Genomic DNA, 21,594 nt, shown 5'->3' on the forward strand with positions numbered 1-21,594 from the left:
TCATCTGGCTGTAACAAAGTGTGACGTTATCGAGGTCAAGCGGGTCTATTCGTGAAATTTTCGTGAAAAGAGACCTCGATGAACGCTCCACTCTTCACTTCTACCTGGCAGTGGCGCCGCCTGGCGCTCTGCCAGGGGCTGGCCCTAGGCCTGCTGCTGCTCTGGCTGATCCCTGACGTTCGGAGTCAGTTGCTGGCCTTCGACGCCAGGTTGTTCCACGCCCTCAATGCCCCGCTGGCGCAGTCCGCCGCCTGGCTCTATCTCTGGACCTTCTTCAGCCTGAGACCGGTGGATGCCCTGGTCGGCCTGATCCTGCTGGCGCTCCTGGTCCGGGGCGGCTGGGCCTATCCGGCCCGGCAGGTACGGCCAGCGCTGGCGGCCTTCGTTGGGCTCCTGGTGATCCTGCTGATCGTGCGCACCCTGCTGACCAAGGGCATCGAAGCCGCGGGCCTGCAGCACGCCAGTCCGTCCGATGTGCTCGCCGGCGCCTATCTGCTCAGCGATCGCTTTCCCGGGCTGGAACACGGCTGGGAACTGAAGGACAGATCCGGCGCCAGCTTTCCCGGCGACCATGCCTCGGTGCTGCTGCTCTGGGCCCTGTTCATGGCCCATTTCACCCGCGGTGGACGGCGGCTAGTGGTAGCCGCGCTGGCCGCGCTGTTCATGCTGCCGCGACTGGTGGCCGGCGCCCACTGGGGCTCGGATGACTATGTAGGCGGGCTGGCCCTGGCCCTGGGCGTAATCAGCCTGGGCCTGCATACACCGCTGGCCGCCGCCTTTGCCCATCAGGGCGAGCGCCTGTTGACGCCGCTATTGCGGGGCCTGGGACGGTTGCCGCTGCTGGGCCGGCTGAGTCTGCTGCGGCCCTAGCGTTCGCTAGGCACGCGTCGGGGCCAGGGCCGGCAGCAATTGCTGGTCGATGGCCTGGCGCACCGCCGGCAGCAGCGCCGCGCTGCCCGACAGCAATTCCTGGATCAGTTGCCGCAGGACCTGGGCGCGTTCCTGGTTGAGGCCCGTCACCGCCTGGCGACAGGCCTCGTCCGCGGTCGCCGCGGACGTCACGTTGAAACCCAGCGCACGCAGGCGGTCGCGGAAGTCGTCCTGGTCGATCAAATCGGCGATCATCATGGTGCTGCCCTCTCCGGTGGAATGCCTGGATTCTCCCATTGGTGTCGCGGACGGCAACCCGGGCTGGCGTCGCCGCATAGCCGGATGTCGTTTTTGGAAAGCGCCTTGCCTGCCCGCCAGGCAATGTAGGTTTATTACGACGCCATGCCCGGACAATCTGCCGCAGGGTCAAAAACGACGTTCGCCGTTAGAATGGCGCCTATCAACGATATTTTTCGGTTGTTCGCCACCAGAGTCGAGCAACCCCCGGTTACACACTGAGGCCCATCAGGGCGTTTGAACCTCTTCCGTCTCCAGCGGTTGAGGTTTTTTTTTGTCTTTTGCCAGGTCAGCGGCGGGCAGGGCGCCCAGTTCGGTGGCGAGAAAGAGTTCCAGGGCCTCGCGCAGCGCCTCGGCCCGCCGGCCCCGCGCGCGCAGGGCGCCGTGCAGCAGACCGGCACCCTGCCAAAGGCGACAGGGGGTCCCGCCGCCACGCAGGGCAGCGGCATAGGCGCGGCCATGGTCGGCCAGGGGATCGCGCTGCGCCACGGCGACCAGGGCCGGCGCCAACCCGCTGAAATCGCCAGCCTGCAGCGGCAGGGCAAGAGGCTCGCGGCGCTCCGCCGGGCGGGGCAGATAGACGTCCAGACACGCCCGCCAGTCGGCGGCGCTCAGCAGCGGCGCCTGGGCCTGCCGGCGTTCGCTGGGCAGCACCCGGGCGGTCAGCGCGGGATACATCAGCGCCTGGGCCCGAGGCTGGGTACGCCCCTGCTGCCGCAGCGCCAGGCACAGGGCGGCGGCGAGAGTGCCGCCGGCACTGTCACCGGCCACCGCCAGCCGGCTCTCGTCCAACCCCAGCGCCGGGGCTTCACGTTCCAGCCATTCCCAGGCCTGCTGAGCATCGTCCAGGGCAGCGGGATAGGGATGCTCTGGCGCCAGGCGATAGTCCACCAGCAGCACCGCCAGCCCCAGTCGCCGCGCCAGCCGTGCCGCGATAAAACCGTGGGAATCCAGGTCGCCGAGCATCCAGCCCCCGCCGTGCAGATAGAGCAGGGCGGGGCGGTCAGCGGCGGCCTCCTGCGGCGCCACCAGCCGTAACGGCACGGCGCCGGCGCGGTGATCGCTGACCGCCAGGCCCCCATAGTCAGGCGGCGCCAGGGCGGCGCAGAGCCGTGCATAGGCCTGGCGCTGTGCCTGGGGGGCCGGATCGGTAGTGGCGAAGGCCCGGCTGGCCGCGACGAAGGCGGCCATGTCCGCCGACAGCGGCGGCGCCTTCATGGGCGGGGCGGGGGCAGGCCGATGACCCGCCCCACATGCTCCGGCCAGGGCGCGTCCCGCTGCGCCGCCAGCCGGGTCGCCAGCCAGTCGTGCACCCGTGGCGCGAAGGGCGCGGAGCGGGGGCCGTCCAGGTGGACGTGCAGCAGCAACTGCTCGGAGGCGGCCAGCAGCTCGGCCTGGCCCTGGTGATGGAGGCCGAAGTGCAGGTGCAGGCGCTTGGCGTCCAGCGCCAGGAATCTCACCCGCACCTCCAGCCGGGCGTCCGCCTTCACCTCATGGAGGAAGTTGAGGTGGCACTCCAGGGTGAACAGCGAGTGCCCACTGGCGGCGCGGCCGGCGGCGTCCAGGCCCATGGCGTCCATCAGGGCATCGCTGGCGTGGCTGAAGATCAGCAGGTAGTAGGCGTCGCGCAGATGGCCGTTGTAGTCGACCCACTCGGGCGCGACCGCGGTGCGATGGATGATCATGGCCGCTCCTAGTCCCGGATCCCGTGGCGCGTCTTGCAGTCGGCGATGGCCGCCTGCACCGCCAGCAGGCAGTCGTCGCGATAGCGCTCCAGCGCCGCCAGTTCCAGGTCGCCCTGCTGGGCCTGGGTACCCTCGACCACGGCGTCGATCAGGCCGTCGGTCAGCTCCGGGGCTTCCAGGTAGGTCCAGGGCAGCTTCAGCGCCGGACCGAATTGCTGCATGAAGTGGCGCATGCCCGCCGGGCCGCCGGCCAGGGTGTAGGTCAGGAAGGTGCCCATGAACGACCAGCGCAGGCCGGCGCCATAGCGGATGGCGTCGTCGATCTCGCCGGTGGTGGCGACGCCGTCGTTGACCAGGTGCAGGGCCTCGCGCCAGAGGGCTTCGAGCAGGCGATCGGCGATGAAGCCGGGCACCTCCTTGCGTACCCGCAGCGGTCGCATGCCCAGCTCGCGATAGAAGGCTTCGGCGCGCGCCAGGTTGGCCGCCGTGGTCTGGCTGCCGCCCACCACCTCCACCAGCGGCAGGAGATAGACCGGATTGAACGGATGGCCCACCAGGCAGCGCTCGGGGTGCAGCGCCTCGGCATAGAAGTCGCTCGGCAGCAGGCCCGAGGTGCTGGAGCAGATCAGGGCGTCGGGCCGGGCCGCGCGACTGACCCGGGCATGCAGCTCGCGCTTGAGCTCCAGGCGTTCGGGAGCGCTTTCCTGGATGACGTCGGCGTTGGCCACCGCGGCGTCCAGATCGGTATGGAAGCTCAGGCGATCCAGGCTGGCACCGGGTGCCAGGCCCTGGGCTTGCAAGGCTGGCCAGGCATTGACCAGGCGGGTGCGCAGGGCGGCTTCGGCGCCGGGTGCCGGATCCCAGGCGCGCACCGTGAGGCCGCGGGCCAGGGCGCGGGCGATCCAGCCGGCACCGATCACGCCGGTGCCGAGGGCGGCGAAGACGGCGCTCATCGGGCACCTCCCAGCTGCATGCGGTCCCGCCCTTCGGCGGGGCTCAGGGCGCGGCCGCCCAGGCGCTCGATGATCTGGATGACCCGTTCCACCAGGCTGCCGTTGGTGGCGTGGACGCCCCGGTCCAGCCAGAGATTGTCTTCCAGGCCGACGCGGACGTTGCCGCCCAGCAGCATGGCCTGGGCGGCCATGGGCATCTGCATCCGGCCGATGCCGAAGCCGGCCCAGCAGGCGCCCGCCGGCAGGTTGTCGACCATGGCCTTCATGGTGGTGGTGTCGGCCGGGGCGCCCCAGGGAATGCCCAGGCACAGCTGGAACAGCGGATCCTTCAGCAACCCCTCCTTGAGCAGCTGCTTGGCGAACCAGAGGTGGCCGGTGTCGAAGATCTCCAGCTCGGCCTTCACCCCCAGCTCGGTGATGCGCCTGGCTCCGGCGCGCAGTTGCGCGGGGGTGGAGACATAGATGAAGTCGCCATCGCCGAAGTTGAGGGTGCCGCAATCCAGGGTACAGATGTCCGGGCGCAATTCCTCGATGTGCAGCAGGCGGGTGAGGGGGCCGACCAGGTCCGAGCCGGGGCCGAAGTCGGTGGGCGTCTCGCCCGGGCCGATCTCCAGGTCGCCGCCCATGCCGGCGGTGAGATTGATGACGATCTCGGCGTCCGCCTCGCGGATGCGCTCGACCACCTCGCGATAGAGGGCCACGTCGCGACTCGGCTTGCCGGTGGCGGGATCGCGCACATGCGCATGCACCACGGTGGCACCGGCGCGCGCCGCTTCCAGGGCGGCGGCGGCGATCTGCGCCGGGGTAACGGGGACATGGGGATTGCGGCCTACGGTATCACCGGCGCCGGTCAGGGCGCAGGTGACGATGACATCGGTGTTCATGGGGTCTGTCCTTGGGCGATCAGAGCTTGAGGGCGGCGGGCTGGCCGGCGCGGGTGGTCACGCCCTGGAGAAAGGCGTCGAGGCGTTGCGGATTTTTCTTGAGCCAGGCGCGGGCGGCGTCCTTGGGCGCGGTGCGCTCCAGGATGGGCGCCATCACGGCACTCACCTCGGCGCTGTCCATGTGCAGATTGCCGAGCAGGCGCTGGACGTTGGCGCAGCGCTGCGGATAGTCGGCGGTGGTGACCACCGAGACCGTGGCCTGGCCTTCGTTGGGGCCGAAGACGTCCTCGCTGCCGGTCAGGTAGCGCATCTTGATCTGCAGGTTCATCGGGTGCGGCTTCCAGCCGAAGAACACGATCCACTCCTTGCGCTTCTCGGCGCGGCGCACGGCGGTGAGCATGCCCGCCTCGCTGGACTCCACCAGCTGGAAGTCCTTGAGGCCGAAGCGGTCGGTCTTGATCATCTCGGCGGTGCCACGGTTGGCGCCGCTGCCCGGCTCGATGCCGTAGATCTTGCCGCCGAGCTTGTCCTTGAAGCGGGCGATGTCGGCAAAGGTCTTCAGGCCGCCCTCGTAGACGTACTCGGGTACCGCGAAGGTGGACTGGGCGTCGGCCAGCAGCGGCGGGGTCAACACCTTTACCTGGCCCTTGTCGACGAAGGGCTGCACCACCGGCTGCATGGTCGGCTGCCAGTAGCCGAGGAACACGTCCAGATTCTTGTCGCCCATGGCCGCCATGATGATCTGCTGCGAGGCGGTGGTCGGCTTCACGCCGTAGCCGAGGCCTTCGAGCATGACCTCGGCCAGGGCACTGGTGGCGACCACGTCGGTCCAGCCGACGATGCCCATCCGCACCGTCTGGCAGCTGTCGGGATCGGCGGCGCGGGCGCTGCCGAGGGTGGCGGCCAGGAGGCCGCAGGCGAGGAGGGTGGCGCTTAGGGTCTTGTTGGGCATGACGAACTCCCTGGGGCGGCGGGCGGGGATGACTGCCGGTTGCCTTCTACCCTAGGCGCCTCGGCCGGCCGCCATGTGCAGCGCGACGACCGGAATTTGCACCCTGGCGACCTTCTTGCTTGCACAAGCCAACCGTTACCGGGGACGCCCCACCCATGCCGCAGTCCTTTGCCTTTCTCCTGCTGCCCGGCTTTTCCGCACTGGGCTTCATCGCCACCCTGGAACCCCTGCGGGTGGCCAATCGCTTTCGTCCGGGCAGCTATGGCTGGCGCATCCTCGGTCGCGAGGGGGCGGCGGTGACCGCCAGCAACGGCATGTCGGTCAATGTCGACGGTGGCCTCGACGCCCTGGAAGCGGGCACCACCCTGTTCGTGGTGGCCGGTTTCGAGCCCCTGGCCCATTACGACGATGGCCTCGCCAGCTGGCTGCGCCAGGTCGCCCGCCACGGCCATCCCCTGGGCGGCATCGACACCGGTGCCCTGGTGCTGGCCCGTGCCGGGCTGCTGGACGGCCACCGGATCACCCTGCACTGGGAGGCGGTGGCGGCCTTTCGCGAAGCCTGGCCGCAGCTCGAGGTGACCGGCGAGCTGTTCGAGATCGACCGCGGTCGCATCACCTGCGCCGGCGGCACGGCCAGTCTCGACCTGCTGCTGGAGCTGATCGGCCGCAGGCATGGCAGCGAACTGGCGGTGCAGGTCTCCGAGCAATTCGTGCTCGGGCGCATCCGCCCGCCGCGCGAGCACCAGCGGCTGCAGGTGGCGCAGCGCTACGGTATCGCCAACCGCAAGCTGATCCGGGTGGTGGAGCGCATGGAGCGCCATACCGAGACGCCCCTGGGCACCCTGGAACTGGCCGCCGGCATCCAGGTGACCCGGCGCCAGCTGGAGCGGCTGTTCCGCCTCCATCTGCAGACGACCCCCTCCACCTTCTATCTGCAGCTGCGCCTGGACCGGGCGCGCCAGCTGCTGCAGCAGGGCGCGACCAGCGTGCTGGACGTCGCCCTGGCCTGCGGCTTCGAGTCCGCGTCCTATTTCTCCCGCTGCTACCGCCAGCGCTTCGGCCTGAGTCCGCGGGAAGACCGGCCGCACCGGTCGTCGGCGCCGGAGTCCGCGGTGGCGGTCGCGGGCCTGCCGCCGGGGTAGGCCGACCCGGTCACTGACGCTTCTGGTGATACCCCTGTCGTTTTTGCATCCGGTCGGCCAGGACCCCGGGGCTATGCTGGCCTCGAATCGCCGGCACCCGTTCCGGCGCGAGACCAACGCCGGAGCCTGTCATGAATGCCACCGAACTCCACGCCGACAGCATCGTCATCGACGGGCTGATCATCGCCAAGTGGAACCGCGAACTCTTCGAAGACATGCGCAAGGGTGGCCTGACCGCCGCCAACTGCACCGTCTCGGTATGGGAGGGCTTCCAGGCGACGGTCAACAACATCGCGGCGAGCCAGAAGCTGATCCGCGAGTGCAGCGACCTGGTGGTCCAGGTGCGCACCACCGCCGAGATCCGCCAGGCCAAGGCCCAGGGCAAGACCGGCATCCTGTTCGGCTTCCAGAACGCCCATGCCTTCGAAGACCAGATCGGCTACGTCGAGATCTTCAAGCAGCTCGGCGTGGGCATCGTGCAGATGTGCTACAACACCCAGAACCTAGTCGGCACCGGCTGCTACGAGCGCGACGGCGGCCTGTCCGGCTTCGGCCGCGAGATCGTCGCCGAGATGAACCGCGTCGGCATCATGTGCGACCTCTCCCACGTCGGCTCCAAGACCAGCGAGGAAGTCATCCTCGAATCCAAGAAGCCGGTCTGCTACTCCCACTGCCTGCCGTCCGGCCTGAAAGAGCATCCGCGCAACAAGTCGGACGCGGAACTCAAGTTCATCGCCGACCACGGCGGCTTCGTCGGCGTGACCATGTTCGCCCCCTTCCTGGCCAAGGGCATCGACTCGACCATCGACGACTACGCCGAGGCCATCGAGTACGTGATGAACCTGGTGGGCGAAGACTCCATCGGCATCGGTACCGACTTCACCCAGGGCCACGGCCATGACTTCTTCGAGTGGCTGACCCACGACAAGGGCTACGCCCGGCGCCTGACCAACTTCGGCAAGATCGTCAACCCGCTGGGCATCCGCACCGTGGGCGAATTCCCCAACCTGACCGAGACCCTGCTCAAGCGCGGCATGCCCGAGCGCACCGTGCGCAAGGTCATGGGCGAGAACTGGATGCGCATCCTCGGCGAAGTCTGGGGCGAGTAGTGAATACCTCCGGAGCCTACTGCGCACACCGCTAGCGGCGTCGCGTCCTCGCGCCAGGTTCGCCGTACCCCGGTACTGCTCTCACCTGGCGCTGCGGGGCTCCTTGCCAGCGGCGCGCTCGCTACGGCTCCACAGGCATTCACCCACACCTTTTTTTAGATACGTATCAGCGAATCGGAGCTCCACACATGGCCAGCCACGCCCCCGAAATGCCCATCCAGGTCGACGACGAAACCGGCGTCTGGACCACCGACGCCCTGCCGATGCTGTACGTACCCCGGCACTTCTTCGTCAACAACCACATGGGCATCGAAGAAGTCCTGGGCGCCGACAAGTACGCCGAGATCCTCTACAAGGCCGGCTACAAGTCCGCCTGGCACTGGTGCGAGAAGGAAGCCGAATGCCATGGCATCCACGGCGCCGCGGTGTTCGAGCACTACATGAAGCGCCTGTCGCAGCGCGGTTGGGGCCTGTTCGAGACCCAGAAGCTCGACCTGGACACCGGCTACGCCGAGGTCAAGCTCAAGCATTCCGCCTTCGTCTACGTCTACGGCAAGGTCAATCGCAAGGTGGACTACATGTTCACCGGCTGGTTCTCCGGCGCCATCGACCAGATCCTGGCCGCCAAGGGCAGTGCCATCCGCACCGTCACCGTCCAGGAATACAGCGGTTCCGAAGAAGGCCACGACGACGGCCTGTTCGTCACCCGGCCGAAGTAACGCCACGCCCCCGGGTGGCCGCCGACCCGCTCGCCGCCACCCCAGCGACACCCCTGAGCAAGAGCGCGGCTCAAGACCGCGCACCAGCCGATCGAGGAGAAGGTCATGGCCTTCGAAGCAATGTTCCAGCCGATCCAGATCGGCAAGCTCACCATCCGCAACCGCGTACTCTCCACGGCCCACGCCGAGGTCTATGCCACCGACGGCGGCATGACCACCGAGCGCTACGTCAAGTATTACGAAGAGAAGGCCAAGGGCGGCATCGGCCTGGCCATCTGCGGGGGTTCCTCGGTGGTCGCCATCGACAGCCCACAGCACTGGTGGAGTTCGGTCAACCTCTCCACCGACCGCATCATTCCGCACTTCCAGAATCTGGCCGACGCCATGCACAAGCACGGCGCCAAGATCATGATCCAGATCACCCACATGGGTCGCCGCTCGCGCTGGGACGGCGGCCACTGGCCGACCCTGATGTCCCCGTCGGGCATCCGCGAGCCCGTGCACCGCGCCACCTGCAAGACCATTGAGCCGGAAGAGATCTGGCGGGTGATCGGCAACTTCGCCCAGGCCGCGCGCCGGGCCAAGGCCGGCGGCCTGGACGGCGTCGAGCTGTCCGCCGTGCACCAGCACATGATCGACCAGTTCTGGTCGCCGCGGGTCAACAAGCGTACCGATGAATGGGGTGGCAGCTTCGAGAACCGCATGAGATTCGGCATGGAGGTGCTCAAGGCCGTGCGCGCCGAGGTTGGTGACGACTTCTGCGTCGGCATGCGCATCACCGGCGACGAATTCCACCCCGACGGTCTGTCCCACGACGACATGAAGCAGATCGCCAAGTACTACAGCGACACCGGCATGCTCGACTTCATCGGCGTGGTCGGCTCGGGTTGCGACACCCACAACACCCTGGCCAACGTCATCCCGAACATGACCTATCCGCCGGAGCCCTTCCTGCACCTGGCCGCAGGCATCAAGGAAGTGGTCAACGTGCCGGTGCTGCACGCCCAGAACATCAAGGACCCGAACCAGGCCACCCGCATCCTGGAGGGCGGTTACGTCGACATGGTCGGCATGACCCGCGCCCACATAGCCGATCCGCACCTGATCACCAAGATCAAGATGGGGCAGATCGACCAGATCCGGCAGTGCGTCGGCGCCAACTACTGCATCGACCGCCAGTACAACGGCCTCGACGTGCTGTGCATCCAGAATGCCGCCACCAGCCGCGAATACATGGGCCTGCCGCACATCATCGAGAAGTCCACCGGGCCCAAGCGCAAGGTGGTCATCGTCGGCGGCGGTCCGGCCGGCATGGAGGCCGCGCGCGTCTCGGCCGAGCGCGGCCATGACGTCACCCTGTTCGAGAAGCAGGAGCAACTCGGCGGCCAGATCACCCTGGCCTCCCGCGCCCCGCAGCGCGACCAGATCGCCGGCATCACCCGCTGGTACCAGCTGGAGCTGACGCGTCTGGGCATCGACCTGCGCCTGGGCACCGCCGCCGATCCGGCGACCATCCTCGACCTGCGCCCGGACATCGTCATCCTGGCCAACGGCGGTCATCCCTTCCTGGAACAGGTCGACCACTGGCACGCCGCCGACGGCCTGGTCGTCAGCAGCTGGGACATCCTCTCGGGCAAGGTCGAGCCGGGCAAGAACGTGCTGGTGTACGACACCATCTGCGAATTCACCGGCATGTCGGTGGCCGACTACCTGGCCGACAAGGGCGCCCAGGTCGAGATCGTCACCGACGACATCAAGCCGGGCGTCGCCATCGGCGGGACCACCTTCCCGACCTACTACCGCAGCCTCTATCCCAAGGAAGTGATCATGACCGGCGACCTGATGCTGGAAAAGGTCTACGCCGAGGGCGACAAGAAGATCGCGGTGCTGGAGAACGAATACACCGGCGCCCGCGAGGAGCGCGTGGTCGACCAGGTCGTCATCGAGAACGGCGTGCGCCCGGACGAGGGGCTCTACTACGCCCTCAAGGAAGACTCGCGCAACAAGGGCCAGATGGACATCGAGGCGCTGTTCGCCATCGAGCCGCAACCGGCGCTCGGCGAGGCCGGCAATGGCTACCTGCTCTACCGGATCGGCGATTGCGTGGCCCAGCGCAACACCCACGCCGCCATCTACGACGCCCTGCGCCTGTGCAAGGACTTCTAAGACGGCCTGATTGATCGCGGCCATGGGCCGCTCCTACACCTGAACCCGTAGGAGCGGCCCATGGCCGCGATAGCTCACCTTCTGCGGCCCCCGGCGCTTCGCCACCCCGGCCGCGCCTGCGGGGCCCGCCCTGTGAGGATAGATCGATGTTGAACACCATCCTCCCCATCCTGCTCTTCGCCGCCCTGGCCCTCACCGTGATCGGCGCCGTGCGCCGCTTCAGCCTCTGGCGACAGGGGCGTCCGGCCGAGGTCGACTGGCTGGGCGGGCTGCTGAAGATGCCGCGGCGCTACCTGGTGGATCTGCACCACGTGGTCGACCGCGACAAGTACATCTCCAAGACCCACGTGGCCACCGCGGGCGGTTTCGTCCTGGCGGCGCTGCTGGCCATCCTGGTGCACGGCTTCGGCCTGCACAGCCGCATCCTCGGCTGGGCGCTGCTGGCGGCCACCGCCTGCATGTTCACCGGTGCCCTGTTCGTCGCCAAGCGCCGCCGCAACCCGCCGGCCCGGCTGTCCAAGGGCCCCTGGATGCGCCTGCCCAAGAGCCTGCTGGCCTTTGCCGCGAGCTTCTTCATCGCCACCCTGCCGGTCGCCGGCATCCTGCCGCCGGACTTCGGCGGCTGGATTCTGGCCGTGGTCCTGGCGGTGGGCGTGGCCTGGGGCGTATCCGAGCTGTTCCTCGGCATGACCTGGGGCGGCCCCATCAAGCACGCCTTCGCCGGCGCCCTGCACCTGGCCTGGCACCGCCGCGCCGAGCGCTTCAGCACCCCGCACAACGCCAGCGCCGCCCGCTCCAGCGGCCTCAAGGCACTGGACCTGCACGATCCCAAGGCGCCACTGGGCGTGGAAAAGCCCGCCGACTTCACCTGGAACCAGCTGCTCGGCTTCGACGCCTGCGTCCAGTGCGGTCGTTGCGAGGCCATGTGCCCGGCCTTCGCCGCCGGCCAGCCGCTCAACCCCAAGAAGCTGATCCAGGACATGGTGATCGGCCTCAAGGGCGGCAGCGATGCCCGCTACTTCGGCTCGCCCTATCCCGGCAAGCCGGTCGGCGAGCACGCCGGCGGTCCGCACCTGCCCATCGTCGCCCGCCAGGGCAAGGCCCTGGTGGACGCCGAGACCCTCTGGTCCTGCACCACCTGCCGCGCCTGCGTCGAGGAGTGCCCGATGATGATCGAGCACGTCGATGCCATCGTCGACATGCGCCGGCACCTGACCCTGGAACGCGGCGAGACGCCGAACAAGGGCGCGGAGGTGCTGGAGAATCTCATCGCCACCGACAACCCCGGCGGCTTCGCTCCCGGTGGCCGCCTGAACTGGGCCGCCGACCTGGACCTGCCGCTGATGAAGGACAAGGGCCAGGCCGAGGTGCTGTTCTGGGTCGGCGACGGCGCCTTCGACATGCGCAACCAGCGCACCCTGCGCGCCTTCGTCAAGGTGCTCAAGGCGGCCAGGGTGGACTTCGCCGTGCTCGGCCTGGAAGAACGCGACAGCGGTGACGTGGCCCGCCGTCTGGGTGACGAGGCGACCTTCCAGCAACTGGCCAGGCGCAACATCGAGACCCTGGGCAAATATCGCTTCCAGACCATCGTCTCCTGCGATCCCCACAGCTTCCACATGCTCAAGAACGAATACGGCGACCTGGGTGGCCACTACCAGGTGCAGCACCACAGCACCTTCATCGAGACCCTGCTCAGCCGCGGCACTCTGCACCTGGGCCAGCACGCCCTGGCCGAACAGGGCGCCACCATCACCTATCACGATCCCTGCTACCTGGGCCGCTACAACGGCGAGTACGAGGCGCCGCGCGCGGTGCTCAAGGCGCTGGGCATCGCGGTCAAGGAGATGGAGCGTTCCGGCTTCCGTTCGCGCTGCTGCGGCGGTGGCGGCGGAGCGCCGATCACCGATATCCCCGGCAAGCAACGGATTCCCGACATGCGCATGGCCGACATCCAGGAGACCGGCGCCGAGCTGGTGGCCGTGGGCTGCCCCCAGTGCACCCTGATGCTGGAAGGCGTGGTCGCCCCGCGCCCTGAGATCAAGGACATCGCCGAGCTGGTGGCCGAGGCCATCGTCGAGGCACCGGTGGACAGCAAGCCGGCCGCCGCGCGGCGGCCGGTGGCGGAGGCCTTGTCGTGAGCGGGCGTCGGGGCCCCCTCACCCTGGCCCTCTCCCCGTGGGGAGAGGGGATGATCAGGTGTGCCAGACAAGTCCCGGTGTTCACCGCTTTTACCCCCTCTCCCCTCGGGGGAGAGGGCTGGGGTGAGGGGCCTACCGCGCACCTTACCCGCCATCCCAACACGGAGCGCCCAGCATGAGCATCATTCGTCGCGACCCGCGCCGCGAGTGGATCGCGCGCAACCGTCTGCATCCGCTGCATGCGAGCATCGCCAGCAGCGTCGATGCCGAAAGCCGCTGGATGGGGCCCAACGGCCTGGTCCGCAAGAATCCCCATGCCGCGGCCGCCGGTTTCGTCGGCCCCCAGGGCGTCAAGCGTATCGACCGCAGTGGCGCCCAGCAGGGCGGCGGTCGCCGTGGCGCCGCCCAGGCGGTGGAAGAGCAGCTGCCGCTGCACCAGATCGCCGAGCCGGCCTTCTACATCGCCGTGGTTCCGGATCTGGTCAGCGGTCGCCTGACCGCCCATGACCGTGACCTGCTGGGCCTGGCCCGGCAACTGGCCGGCGCCGAGGGCGCCGTGCTGGCGGTGGTCTTCGGCGAGTTCAAGGAAACCGCCTTCGATACCGCCGGGGTGGATCGCCTGCTGCATCTGGAAGGCGAGCAATTCCAGGGCTATGCCCCCGAACAGCGGGTGCTGGCGCTGCGCGCGGTCAACAACGAACTGCAGCCGCGTCACTGGCTGCTGCCCGACAGCCGCAGTGGTGGCGGCGAACTGGGCCGGCGCCTGGGAGCCGCCTTGCATGAGCGGCCGGCCACCCGTGTCTGGCAGGTCAAGGACGGCCTGGTCACCGGCCGCGCCGGTGCCGGTCGCCAGGATCTGCAGCAGCCGCTGCCGCGCCTGGTCCTGGCTCTGCCGGAATGCGCGGAGCCGGTCGGCGAAACCCGTCACGAGGTCCTGCCGGTAACCCTGAGCGGCAATATCGCCCGGCATCTGCCGCGTATCGAGGACCTCGGTCCGGTCGCTGTCGATCCCATGCAGATTCCCCTGGCCGAGGCCGAATTCATCCTCTCCGGTGGCAACGGCATCCGCGACTGGGATCTGTTCCACAGCACCGCCGCGCTGCTGGGCGCCACCGAGGGCGCCTCGCGGGTGGCGGTGGACGACGGCCATATGCCGCGCAACCGCCAGGTCGGGGCCACCGGTACCTGGGTCACCGCCCGGGTCTATCTGGCCGTGGGCATCTCCGGCGCCGTGCAGCACCTGCAGGGCATCGCCAGCTGCGACAAGGTCATCGCCATCAACACCAATCCGGGTTGCGACATGGTCAAGCGCGCCGATCTGTCGGTGATCGGCAACGGCGACGCCATCCTGGCCGCCCTGGCGCGGCTGGTCGAACAACAGCGAGCAGGGGAGTTGCAGGATGTCGCCTGAGCAGAAGCTGCCGTCGCTGGACGGCGTCAAGGTCGTGGCCCTGGTGTCCGTTGGCGCCCATCCCACCTCCGGCCGGGCCCGGCGGGCGGAACAGGATGCCCGCGCCGTCGAACTCGGCCTGCGCCTGGTGGGCGACAAGCTGCGCGTCCTGCACGCCGGTGATCCCGCCGAAGAGGCCCTGCGCGGCTATCTGGGCATGGGCGTGCCGGCCCTCCACGTACTGGAACAACCGGCGGGTGTCGATGCCCTGCCGGCCCTCGGCGATACCCTGCGCGAGGTCGGCGCCGGTCTGGTGCTGACCGGCAGCCAGGCGGAAACCGGCGAGGGTTCGGGTCTGCTGCCCTATCTGCTGGCCGAGACCCTCGGCTGGCCGCTGGTGGTCGGCCTTGCCGCGGTGGAAGCCGTGGAAGGTGGCCAGGCGACCGTACTCCAGGCCCTGCCGCGCGGTCAGCGACGGCGGCTGCGGGTACGGCTGCCCTTTGTCGCCAGCGTCGACAGCGCCGCCCCGGCGCCGCGACAAAGCGCCTTCGGCCCGGCCCGGCGTGGCGAGCTGCAGGTCGAGACCACCGAGATCGTGCAGGACAGTCTGTTCGAAGACGGCGAATTGCAACCGGCCAAGGCACGCCCCAAGCGCCTCAAGGTGATCAAGGCCAAGACCGCCGCCGACCGCTTCAAGGCCGCCACGGCCAAGGCCTCCGGCGATGGCGGCCAGGTGCTCAAGGACCTGACTCCCGAAGCCGCAGCGGCCGCCATCTTCAAGGTATTGCGCGAGGAAGGCGTAGTGCGCTGAGGCTGTGACCCCCTTTCCCTCGGTGAGAGGACCGGTGAGGGTGCCCTTGGCACCTGAGTTTCAAGTGGAAAAGGCTGCGCCGTTTTCCACGCTACGGTGCCGAAGCCACACTCCAAACCATGCCCTCTCCCTCTGGGAGAGGGCGGGGTGAGGGAAACCCCCGGCACCTAAGCCTAAGGTGGAAAAGGCTGCGCCGTTTTCCACGCTACGGAGCCTATATCGCGGCCATGGCCGTTCGCCGATGCGGTCGCTCCTACAGGTACCTCTAACCGCTGTAGGAGCGGCCCATGGCCGCGATCAAGCTCAGGCGGGCGATCGTCAGTGCGCCTCGTCCCAATTGCCACCCACCCCCGACTCCACCAGTAGTGGAACGTCCAGTTCGCCGGCGCCGCTCATCAGCGGTAGCAGGCCTTCGCGCAGGCGCTCCACCTGGTCCTCACGTACCTCCAGCACCAGTTCGTCGTGTACCTGCAGGATCACCCGGGCGTCCAGGTCGGGTGTGGACTGCAGCCAGGCGTCCACCGCGATCATGGCGCGCTTGATGATGTCCGCCGCGGTGCCCTGCATGGGGGCGTTGATCGCCGCCCGCTCGGCTGCCCGCCGCAGACCCTGGTTCTTGGAGTGGATGTCCGGCAGGTACAGCCGACGCCCATAGAGGGTCTCCACGTAGCCCTGGTCCACCACCTGGGCGCGGGTGCGCTCCATGTAGGCCAGCACCCCGGGATAGCGCTGGAAATAGCGATCGATATAGGCCTGGGCCTCGGCCCGGCCGACGCCGATCTGCTTGGCCAGGCCGAAGGCGCTCATGCCATAGATCAGGCCGAAGTTGATGGCCTTGGCGCGGCGGCGATCCTCGTTGCTGACCTCTTCCAGCGGCACACCCATCACCTCGGCGGCGGTGGCGCGGTGCACGTCCAGGTCGTTCTGGAAGGCATGCAGCAGGCCTTCGTCCTGGGCCAGGTGAGCCATGATGCGCAGCTCGATCTGCGAATAGTCCGCCGCCAGCAGGCGATAGCCTTTTGGCGCGACGAAGGCCTGGCGGATGCGCCGGCCCTCGGCGGTACGGATCGGGATGTTCTGCAGATTCGGGTCGCTGGAAGACAGCCGGCCGGTCGCCGTCACCGCCTGGTGGTAGCTGGTATGGATACGGCCGGTACGCGGATTGATCTGCTGCGGCAGCTTGTCGGTGTAGGTGCTCTTGAGCTTGCTCATCTGCCGGTACTGCATCAGCACCTTGGGCAGCGGGAAATCCTGGTCGGCCAGTTCCTGCAGCACCGCCTCGGCGGTGGAGGGCTGGCCGGAGGCGGTCTTGCTGACCACCGGCAGACCCAGCTTGACGAAGAGGATCTCGCCCAGCTGCTTGGGCGAGCCCAGGTTGAATTCCTGGCCGGCCAGTTCATAGGCCTCCTTTTCCAGGGCGATCATCTTCTCGCCCAGCTCGCGGCTCTGCACCCCGAGCAGCGCCGAATCCACCAGGGCGCCGTTACGCTCGATGCGCGCCAGCGCCGGCACCAGCGGCATCTCGATGTCGCGCAGGACCCCGGCCAGGCCGGGCACGGCTTCCAGCCTGGGCCAGAGCGTCTCGTGCAGGCGCAGGGTGACGTCGGCATCCTCGGCGGCATAGGGCCCGGCCTGCTCGATGGCGATCTGGTCGAAGGTCAGCTGCTTGGCGCCCTTGCCGGCGATGTCCTCGAAGCGGATGGTGCTGTGGCCCAGGTACTTGAGCGCCAGGCTGTCCATGTCGTGACGGGTGGCGGTGGCGTCCAGCACATAGGATTCGAGCATGGTGTCGAAGGCGATGCCCTGGATCGTGATGTCGTAGCGGGTCAGCACATTGAGGTCGTACTTGCCGTGCTGCATGACCTTGAGCTTGGCCGGGTCTTCCAGCAGCGGCTTCAGCGCGGCCAGCACCGGCTCCAGCGCGAGCTGGGTCGGCGCGCCCATGTAGCTGTGGGCCAGGGGCACATAGGCGGCCTGGCCCGGGGCCACGGCAAAGGACAGCCCCACCAGTTCGGCGCGCTGGGCATCGATGCTGGTGGTCTCGGTATCGAAGGCGAAGCGGTCGGCGACCTGCAGCCGCGCCAGCCAGGCGTCGAAGTCGGCCTGTTCCAGCACGGTGTCGTAGTGGGTTTCCACCTGGGTGGTGGCGGCATCCTCGGCCAGCGGCAGGGGGGCGCCCTGGCGCTTGGTGTCGCGGATCAGGTCATCCAGCCAGGATTTGAATTCCAGCTCCTGGTAGAGCGCCATCAGGGCTTCCACATGGGGCTCGCCGACGGTGAGCTCGTCGAAGGTCAGCTCCAGCGGCACGTCCAGCTTGATGGTCGCCAACTGGTAGGACAGATAGGCCTGCTCGCGATGCTGGTCCAGCTTGGCGGCCAGCGACTTGGCGCCGCGCAGGGGCAGGGCGGCTACCGCGTCGAGGTTGGCGTAGAGGGTATCCAGGCCGCCACCGATGCCGTTGAGCAGGCCGGCGGCGGTCTTCTCGCCCACCCCGGGCACCCCGGGGATGTTGTCGATCTTGTCGCCCATCAGCGCCAGGTAGTCGATGATCAGCTCGGGGCCCACGCCGAACTTGGTCCTGACCCCTTCCACATCCAGCACGCTGCCGCTCATGGTGTTGACCAGGGTGACATAGGGGCAGACCAGCTGGGCCATGTCCTTGTCGCCGGTGGAGATCACCACCGGCCGCTCGGCGCTGGCGCAATGACGGGCGAGGGTGCCGATGACGTCGTCGGCCTCCACCCCTTCGACGGCCAGCAGCGGCAGGCCCAGGGCGCGGATGCAGGCGTGCAGCGGCTCGACCTGGCCGCGCAGGTCGTCGGGCATGGCCGGGCGCTGGGCCTTGTAGTCGGCGAAGAGTTCGTCGCGGAAGGTCGGCCCCTTGGCGTCGAAGACCACCGCGAAGAGGCTGTCCGGATACTGGCGGCGCAACGAGAGCAGCATGTTGAGCACGCCCTTCACCGCGCCGGTCGGCTTGCCGGTGGAGGTCATCAGCGGCGGCAGGGCATGGAAGGCGCGATAGAGATAGGAGGAACCGTCCACCAGGACGAGAGGGGCGTGGCTCATGGTCTGGACCTTTGTCGTGGCGTGTGCGGCGTCTGTCCGGCTAGTCTCGACGACTGCAAAACCGGGTTCTAGGCTCTGTACGAAAGGTGTCTGCGCTCGGTGATGCTTCGTTGAAAAAGCCTTCGGAATGCTCATTTACCACTCGTAAACTCCGCTTCCTCAGTCTTTTTCGCCTCGCCTGACCTTCGCTCGACGACTTTTCGTACAAAGCCTAGAATCGACCACTCGCTCCGTTCAAAAGGTCAAAGGTTACCATGGGTGCTCGTCGCTTCCTCTTCGCCGCGTTGCTGCTGGCGCCGCTGGTCCAGGCCGCGGAACCGCTGCCACCGGGGGAAAAGCCCCTGCCTGACGAGATCAAGGTGATCCGCTACCAGGCCGGCGACCAGACCATCGAGGAGACGCGCATCCGCGGGGTGCTGCAATCCACCCGGGTCATCCCCAAGCATGGCGCGCCCTACGAGCTGGTGCCCGCCGATGGCAGCAGCACCGCCGCCAACGACAAGCCGACCCTGCACGTCCCCAGCTGGCGCCTGTTCAGCTGGTAGGCGCAAGGCGCCTGGACCGGTAAACTGCGCGCCGCTCGCACATTCCTCCGCCAGGCCCTGTCATGTCCGTCTTCACGCCCCTCGATCGTCCCACCCTCGAAGCCTTTCTCGCGCCCTATGGCCTGGGGCGGCTGCGGGATTTCCGGGGCATCGCCGAGGGCTCGGAAAACACCAACTACTTCATCAGCCTGGAAGGCGGCGAATTCGTGCTGACCCTGGTGGAACGCGGTCCGGTGGCGGAGATGCCGTTCTTCATCGAATTGCTCGACGTCCTCCACGACGCCGATCTGCCGGTGCCCTATGCGGTACGCACCCAGGATGGCCAGGCCCTGCGCGAACTGGCCGGCAAGCCGGCGCTGCTGCAACCGCGCCTGGCCGGCCGCCACGAGCGTGCGCCCAATCCCTATCATTGCGGCGAAGTCGGCCACCTGCTGGGCCATCTGCACCGGGCCACCGCCGGCGAACGGCGCATCGAGCGCGCCAGTGATCGCGGCCTGGCCTGGATGCTGGCCGAAGGCGAGCGCCTGGCGCCGACCCTGGATGTGACCGCCCGGCCGTTGCTGGAGCGCACCCTGGGGGAAATCCGCAAGCTGCTGGCCGAGCAGCCACCGTTGCCCGAAGCCAACCTGCACGGCGATCTGTTCCGCGACAACGTGATGTTCGACGGCCCCCGGCTGTCGGGCGTCATCGACTTCTACAACGCCAGTTCCGGCTGGATGCTCTATGACCTCGCCATCACGGTGAACGACTGGTGCTCCACCGAGAGCGGCGCGCTGGACCTGCCGCGCGCCCGGGCGCTGCTGGCGGCCTATGCCGCCGATCGCCACTTCACGCCGCGCGAAGCCGAGCTGTGGCCGGTGCTCCTGCGCGTCGCCTGCGTGCGTTTCTGGCTGTCACGGCTGATCGCCGCCCAGGCCTTTGCCGGCCAGGACGTGCTGATCCATGATCCGGCCGAATTCCAGCAGCGCCTGGCGGCGCGGCAGCAGACCCCGCTGGAACTGCCGCTGACCCTGTAGCCACGGTTCCACGTGGAACCTCTGCGCTGAGCTACAGCTGCAGGCGTCGCTCGATGGCGGGCTGCGCCTGGCCCTGTCGCTGCCAACTCAGCGTCGCCTCGACCAGACTGCCCGGTGCGGCGCCCAGGCGCGTGGTGACCGGGCAGCCGTCACCCCTGGCCTCGCCGGCCTGACGGGTGCGGGCGACGCCCCCTGGCCCGTGCAATTCGATGATGAGTTCGTAGCGCAGGGACGTGTCTTCGCCGGTAAAGCACAGCTGTACCTGAGCGCCCGCCGGTTGTGGCTGAACTTCCAGGCGGGCGCTGGCCGCGGCGCCGCCCGCCAGGGGCAGGAGGGCCGCAAGCAGCCAGGCGGCACGCGTCACCGCTGGTTGATGGTGGCGCTGTTGCCGAAGCCGCTCTGCGAGATCTGCGCGCTGTCGTTGAAGCCGTTGAAGTTGGCCGAGGTCTGCAGGATGCTCGCGCGGTTGCTGTCGCCGACCTGGCTGATGCTGGCCGTGCTGATGGCGCTGGTGACGTCGAGGCGCGCCTCGTTGCCGTTGCCGCTCTGGACGATGCTGGTCTGGTTGCTGTCGCCCTGGACGGTGACGCTGGCCAGGTTGTCGTCGCCGGTGGAGCTGCCGCTGAAGCGATTGCCGCGGCCGGCCTGGTCGACGTTCAGGGTGTTGCGATTGCCATCCTGGGTAAAGGTCAATTCGTTGAACTTGCCGGAGGAGAGCACCGTGGCGCTATTGGCCTGGCCACGCTGGGTCAGCTCCACGGTGTCGACCGAGTAGCCCTGCTGGGTCAGGTCGATGCGGTTGTCGGTGCCGGACTGGGCGAGGGTCGCCGTCACGGCATCGCCGCTCTGGTCGACGCGCACCTGGTTGTTGTCGCCGTTCTGCTCTAGGGTCAGCTGGGCACTGGAGGCCGACTGGACCAGGGTACCGCTGTTGCTACCCACGGAGGTGATGGTGGCCTGGTTGCCGAAGCCGTCCTGGGCCAGGCTATGGACGCTGCTGCCGCCTTCCTGGCGCAGGGTCGCCACATTGCCCTGGGCGTAGCCGTAGATATCGCCGCCCTGGGTGATGGTGGCGCTGCTGGCGCCGGTCTGGACCACGCTGATCGCGTTGCCTTCGCCCTGCAGCTGGTAGAGGGCCGCGCTGTTGCCGGCGCCGCTCTGGTCCAGGGTGAGGGTGCCGCTGTTGCCGTCCTGCTGGACGATGGCGGTGCTGTTCTGGGCGAGGGCGTTGGTGGCCACGAGGGCCAGCGTCAGGGCGGCCAGGGGCCTGAGTAGAAACATCTGTCTGATCTCCATGAGTGCCATCAGCGGTACTGACGTACCACCGTGTTCTGGTTGCTTCCGTACTGGACGATGCGGCTGGACAGGCCCGATCCGTGCTGTTCGATGCGGGCGTTGCCCTGGACGCCGACTTGCAGGATGTCGGCCTGGTTGCCGCTGCCGACCTGCTCGATGCGTGCGACGTTGCCGTAGCCGCCCTGGAGGATGACCGCGCTCAGCTCCGTGCCGTCCTGCAGGATGCGGGCTTCCTGGGCGGCGCCGCTCTGGGCGACCTGAGCGCGTAGCGCGGTGCCACGCTGGTCGATGAGCGCCTGGTTGCCTGCGCCGAGCTGGCGGATGGCGGCGTCGCGCCCGGCTGCGGGCGCCTGACCCAGGTCGCCGGTCTCCATGAGATCGGCGGCCGACGCCAGGGCGTCCAGGCCGAATGTCAGGGCAAGGACCATGGCCAGGCCGCGGGTTGGGCTGCGCATCTCTGTCACCGTCATTGCCTAAGATTCTCCGCCTGGCATTGTCCGGAGCCGCCTGGCCCATCGCTATCGCTCCAGGGAGCGAATCCCGCGGGGCCGGCGG

The 21,594-nt window shown here is 68.3% G+C and carries 20 protein-coding genes; 10 read left to right on the top strand and 10 right to left on the bottom strand.

The features are described from left to right. Positions 1-78 precede the first annotated feature (78 nt). The gene (locus QE393_RS20420) at positions 79-870 is read left to right on the top strand and encodes a phosphatase PAP2 family protein (protein ID WP_310045338.1); all 792 of its coding nucleotides are present in this window, start codon (positions 79-81) and stop codon (positions 868-870) included. Positions 871-876: 6 nt separating this feature from the next. Here the strand turns inward: QE393_RS20420 and QE393_RS20425 are convergent, their stop codons facing one another. The 6 genes from QE393_RS20425 to choX form a co-directional block, all read right to left on the bottom strand. Then, a complete protein-coding gene (locus QE393_RS20425; RefSeq protein ID WP_310045340.1) occupies positions 877-1,128 on the bottom strand; it encodes a hypothetical protein in 252 nt (83 codons plus the stop codon). 267 nt (positions 1,129-1,395) lie between these two features. Beyond that, the gene (locus QE393_RS20430) at positions 1,396-2,385 is read right to left on the bottom strand and encodes an alpha/beta hydrolase (RefSeq protein ID WP_310045341.1); all 990 of its coding nucleotides are present in this window, start codon (positions 2,383-2,385) and stop codon (positions 1,396-1,398) included. Continuing rightward, positions 2,382-2,852 (bottom strand): thioesterase family protein, encoded by a 471-nt coding sequence (locus tag QE393_RS20435; RefSeq protein WP_310045342.1) that lies wholly within the window; start codon positions 2,850-2,852, stop codon positions 2,382-2,384. Before QE393_RS20435 ends, QE393_RS20430 begins: the two co-directional genes overlap by 4 nt. Before the next feature lie 8 nt (positions 2,853-2,860). Further along, positions 2,861-3,805: an L-carnitine dehydrogenase gene (locus QE393_RS20440; RefSeq protein WP_273805399.1), complete on the bottom strand. Its 945-nt coding sequence runs from the start codon at positions 3,803-3,805 to the stop codon at positions 2,861-2,863. Continuing rightward, on the bottom strand, positions 3,802-4,689 hold the full coding sequence (locus QE393_RS20445) for a 3-keto-5-aminohexanoate cleavage protein (protein ID WP_187980674.1): 888 nt from the start codon (positions 4,687-4,689) through the stop codon (positions 3,802-3,804). The genes QE393_RS20440 and QE393_RS20445 overlap by 4 nt, the downstream gene beginning before the upstream one ends. A 19-nt stretch (positions 4,690-4,708) precedes the next feature. Further along, positions 4,709-5,641: a choline ABC transporter substrate-binding protein gene (gene choX, locus QE393_RS20450; protein ID WP_273805397.1), complete on the bottom strand. Its 933-nt coding sequence runs from the start codon at positions 5,639-5,641 to the stop codon at positions 4,709-4,711. A 155-nt stretch (positions 5,642-5,796) separates the two neighbouring features. Between choX and QE393_RS20455 the strand changes: the two genes are divergently transcribed. The 7 genes from QE393_RS20455 to QE393_RS20485 all read left to right on the top strand — a co-directional run bounded on the left by QE393_RS20455 (position 5,797) and on the right by QE393_RS20485 (position 15,116). Continuing rightward, positions 5,797-6,783 carry a GlxA family transcriptional regulator gene (locus QE393_RS20455; protein WP_273805396.1) on the top strand — a complete coding sequence of 329 codons (987 nt, stop codon included), beginning with the start codon at positions 5,797-5,799 and terminating at the stop codon, positions 6,781-6,783. A gap of 131 nt (positions 6,784-6,914) precedes the next feature. Further along, on the top strand, positions 6,915-7,892 hold the full coding sequence (locus QE393_RS20460; protein WP_027597310.1) for a dipeptidase: 978 nt from the start codon (positions 6,915-6,917) through the stop codon (positions 7,890-7,892). 188 nt (positions 7,893-8,080) lie between these two features. Continuing rightward, the gene (locus QE393_RS20465) at positions 8,081-8,611 is read left to right on the top strand and encodes a DUF5943 domain-containing protein (RefSeq protein ID WP_007160248.1); all 531 of its coding nucleotides are present in this window, start codon (positions 8,081-8,083) and stop codon (positions 8,609-8,611) included. 105 nt (positions 8,612-8,716) lie between these two features. Further along, positions 8,717-10,777, top strand: coding sequence for a dimethylglycine demethylation protein DgcA (gene dgcA, locus QE393_RS20470; protein ID WP_273805395.1), 2,061 nt, complete (start codon positions 8,717-8,719; stop codon positions 10,775-10,777). A 146-nt stretch (positions 10,778-10,923) separates the two neighbouring features. After that, a complete protein-coding gene (dgcB, locus tag QE393_RS20475; protein ID WP_273805394.1) occupies positions 10,924-12,915 on the top strand; it encodes a dimethylglycine demethylation protein DgcB in 1,992 nt (663 codons plus the stop codon). Positions 12,916-13,090: 175 nt separating this feature from the next. Next, positions 13,091-14,326 carry an electron transfer flavoprotein subunit alpha/FixB family protein gene (locus QE393_RS20480; protein WP_310045345.1) on the top strand — a complete coding sequence of 412 codons (1,236 nt, stop codon included), beginning with the start codon at positions 13,091-13,093 and terminating at the stop codon, positions 14,324-14,326. Next, a complete protein-coding gene (locus tag QE393_RS20485) occupies positions 14,316-15,116 on the top strand; it encodes an electron transfer flavoprotein subunit beta (RefSeq protein ID WP_310045346.1) in 801 nt (266 codons plus the stop codon). Before QE393_RS20480 ends, QE393_RS20485 begins: the two co-directional genes overlap by 11 nt. A gap of 318 nt (positions 15,117-15,434) precedes the next feature. On the opposite strand, the gene polA is transcribed toward QE393_RS20485, so the two are convergent. Continuing rightward, positions 15,435-18,182: a DNA polymerase I gene (gene polA / locus QE393_RS20490; RefSeq protein WP_310045348.1), complete on the bottom strand. Its 2,748-nt coding sequence runs from the start codon at positions 18,180-18,182 to the stop codon at positions 15,435-15,437. Between the two features lie 254 nt (positions 18,183-18,436). Here polA and QE393_RS20495 point away from each other — a divergent pair, with 254 nt between their 5' ends. Next, positions 18,437-18,727, top strand: coding sequence for a DUF2782 domain-containing protein (locus QE393_RS20495; protein WP_027597317.1), 291 nt, complete (start codon positions 18,437-18,439; stop codon positions 18,725-18,727). 62 nt (positions 18,728-18,789) lie between these two features. Next, positions 18,790-19,743, top strand: a complete 954-nt coding sequence (locus tag QE393_RS20500) for a homoserine kinase (protein WP_310045349.1) — start codon at positions 18,790-18,792, stop codon at positions 19,741-19,743. Between the two features lie 31 nt (positions 19,744-19,774). Here the strand turns inward: QE393_RS20500 and QE393_RS20505 are convergent, their stop codons facing one another. From QE393_RS20505 to QE393_RS20515, 3 genes are read right to left on the bottom strand one after another with little or no spacing between them, the layout of a single operon-like run. Next, positions 19,775-20,107 (bottom strand): hypothetical protein, encoded by a 333-nt coding sequence (locus tag QE393_RS20505; protein WP_310045350.1) that lies wholly within the window; start codon positions 20,105-20,107, stop codon positions 19,775-19,777. Next, the gene (locus QE393_RS20510) at positions 20,104-21,024 is read right to left on the bottom strand and encodes a hypothetical protein (protein ID WP_310045352.1); all 921 of its coding nucleotides are present in this window, start codon (positions 21,022-21,024) and stop codon (positions 20,104-20,106) included. Before QE393_RS20510 ends, QE393_RS20505 begins: the two co-directional genes overlap by 4 nt. A gap of 23 nt (positions 21,025-21,047) precedes the next feature. Continuing rightward, positions 21,048-21,494 carry a curli fiber surface-exposed nucleator CsgB gene (locus tag QE393_RS20515; RefSeq protein ID WP_310045354.1) on the bottom strand — a complete coding sequence of 149 codons (447 nt, stop codon included), beginning with the start codon at positions 21,492-21,494 and terminating at the stop codon, positions 21,048-21,050. Positions 21,495-21,594: the final 100 nt, after the last annotated feature.

It is taken from the genome of Pseudomonas sp. SORGH_AS_0211 (assembly GCF_031453455.1).
GTDB lineage: Bacteria > Pseudomonadota > Gammaproteobacteria > Pseudomonadales > Pseudomonadaceae > Chryseomonas > Chryseomonas aestiva.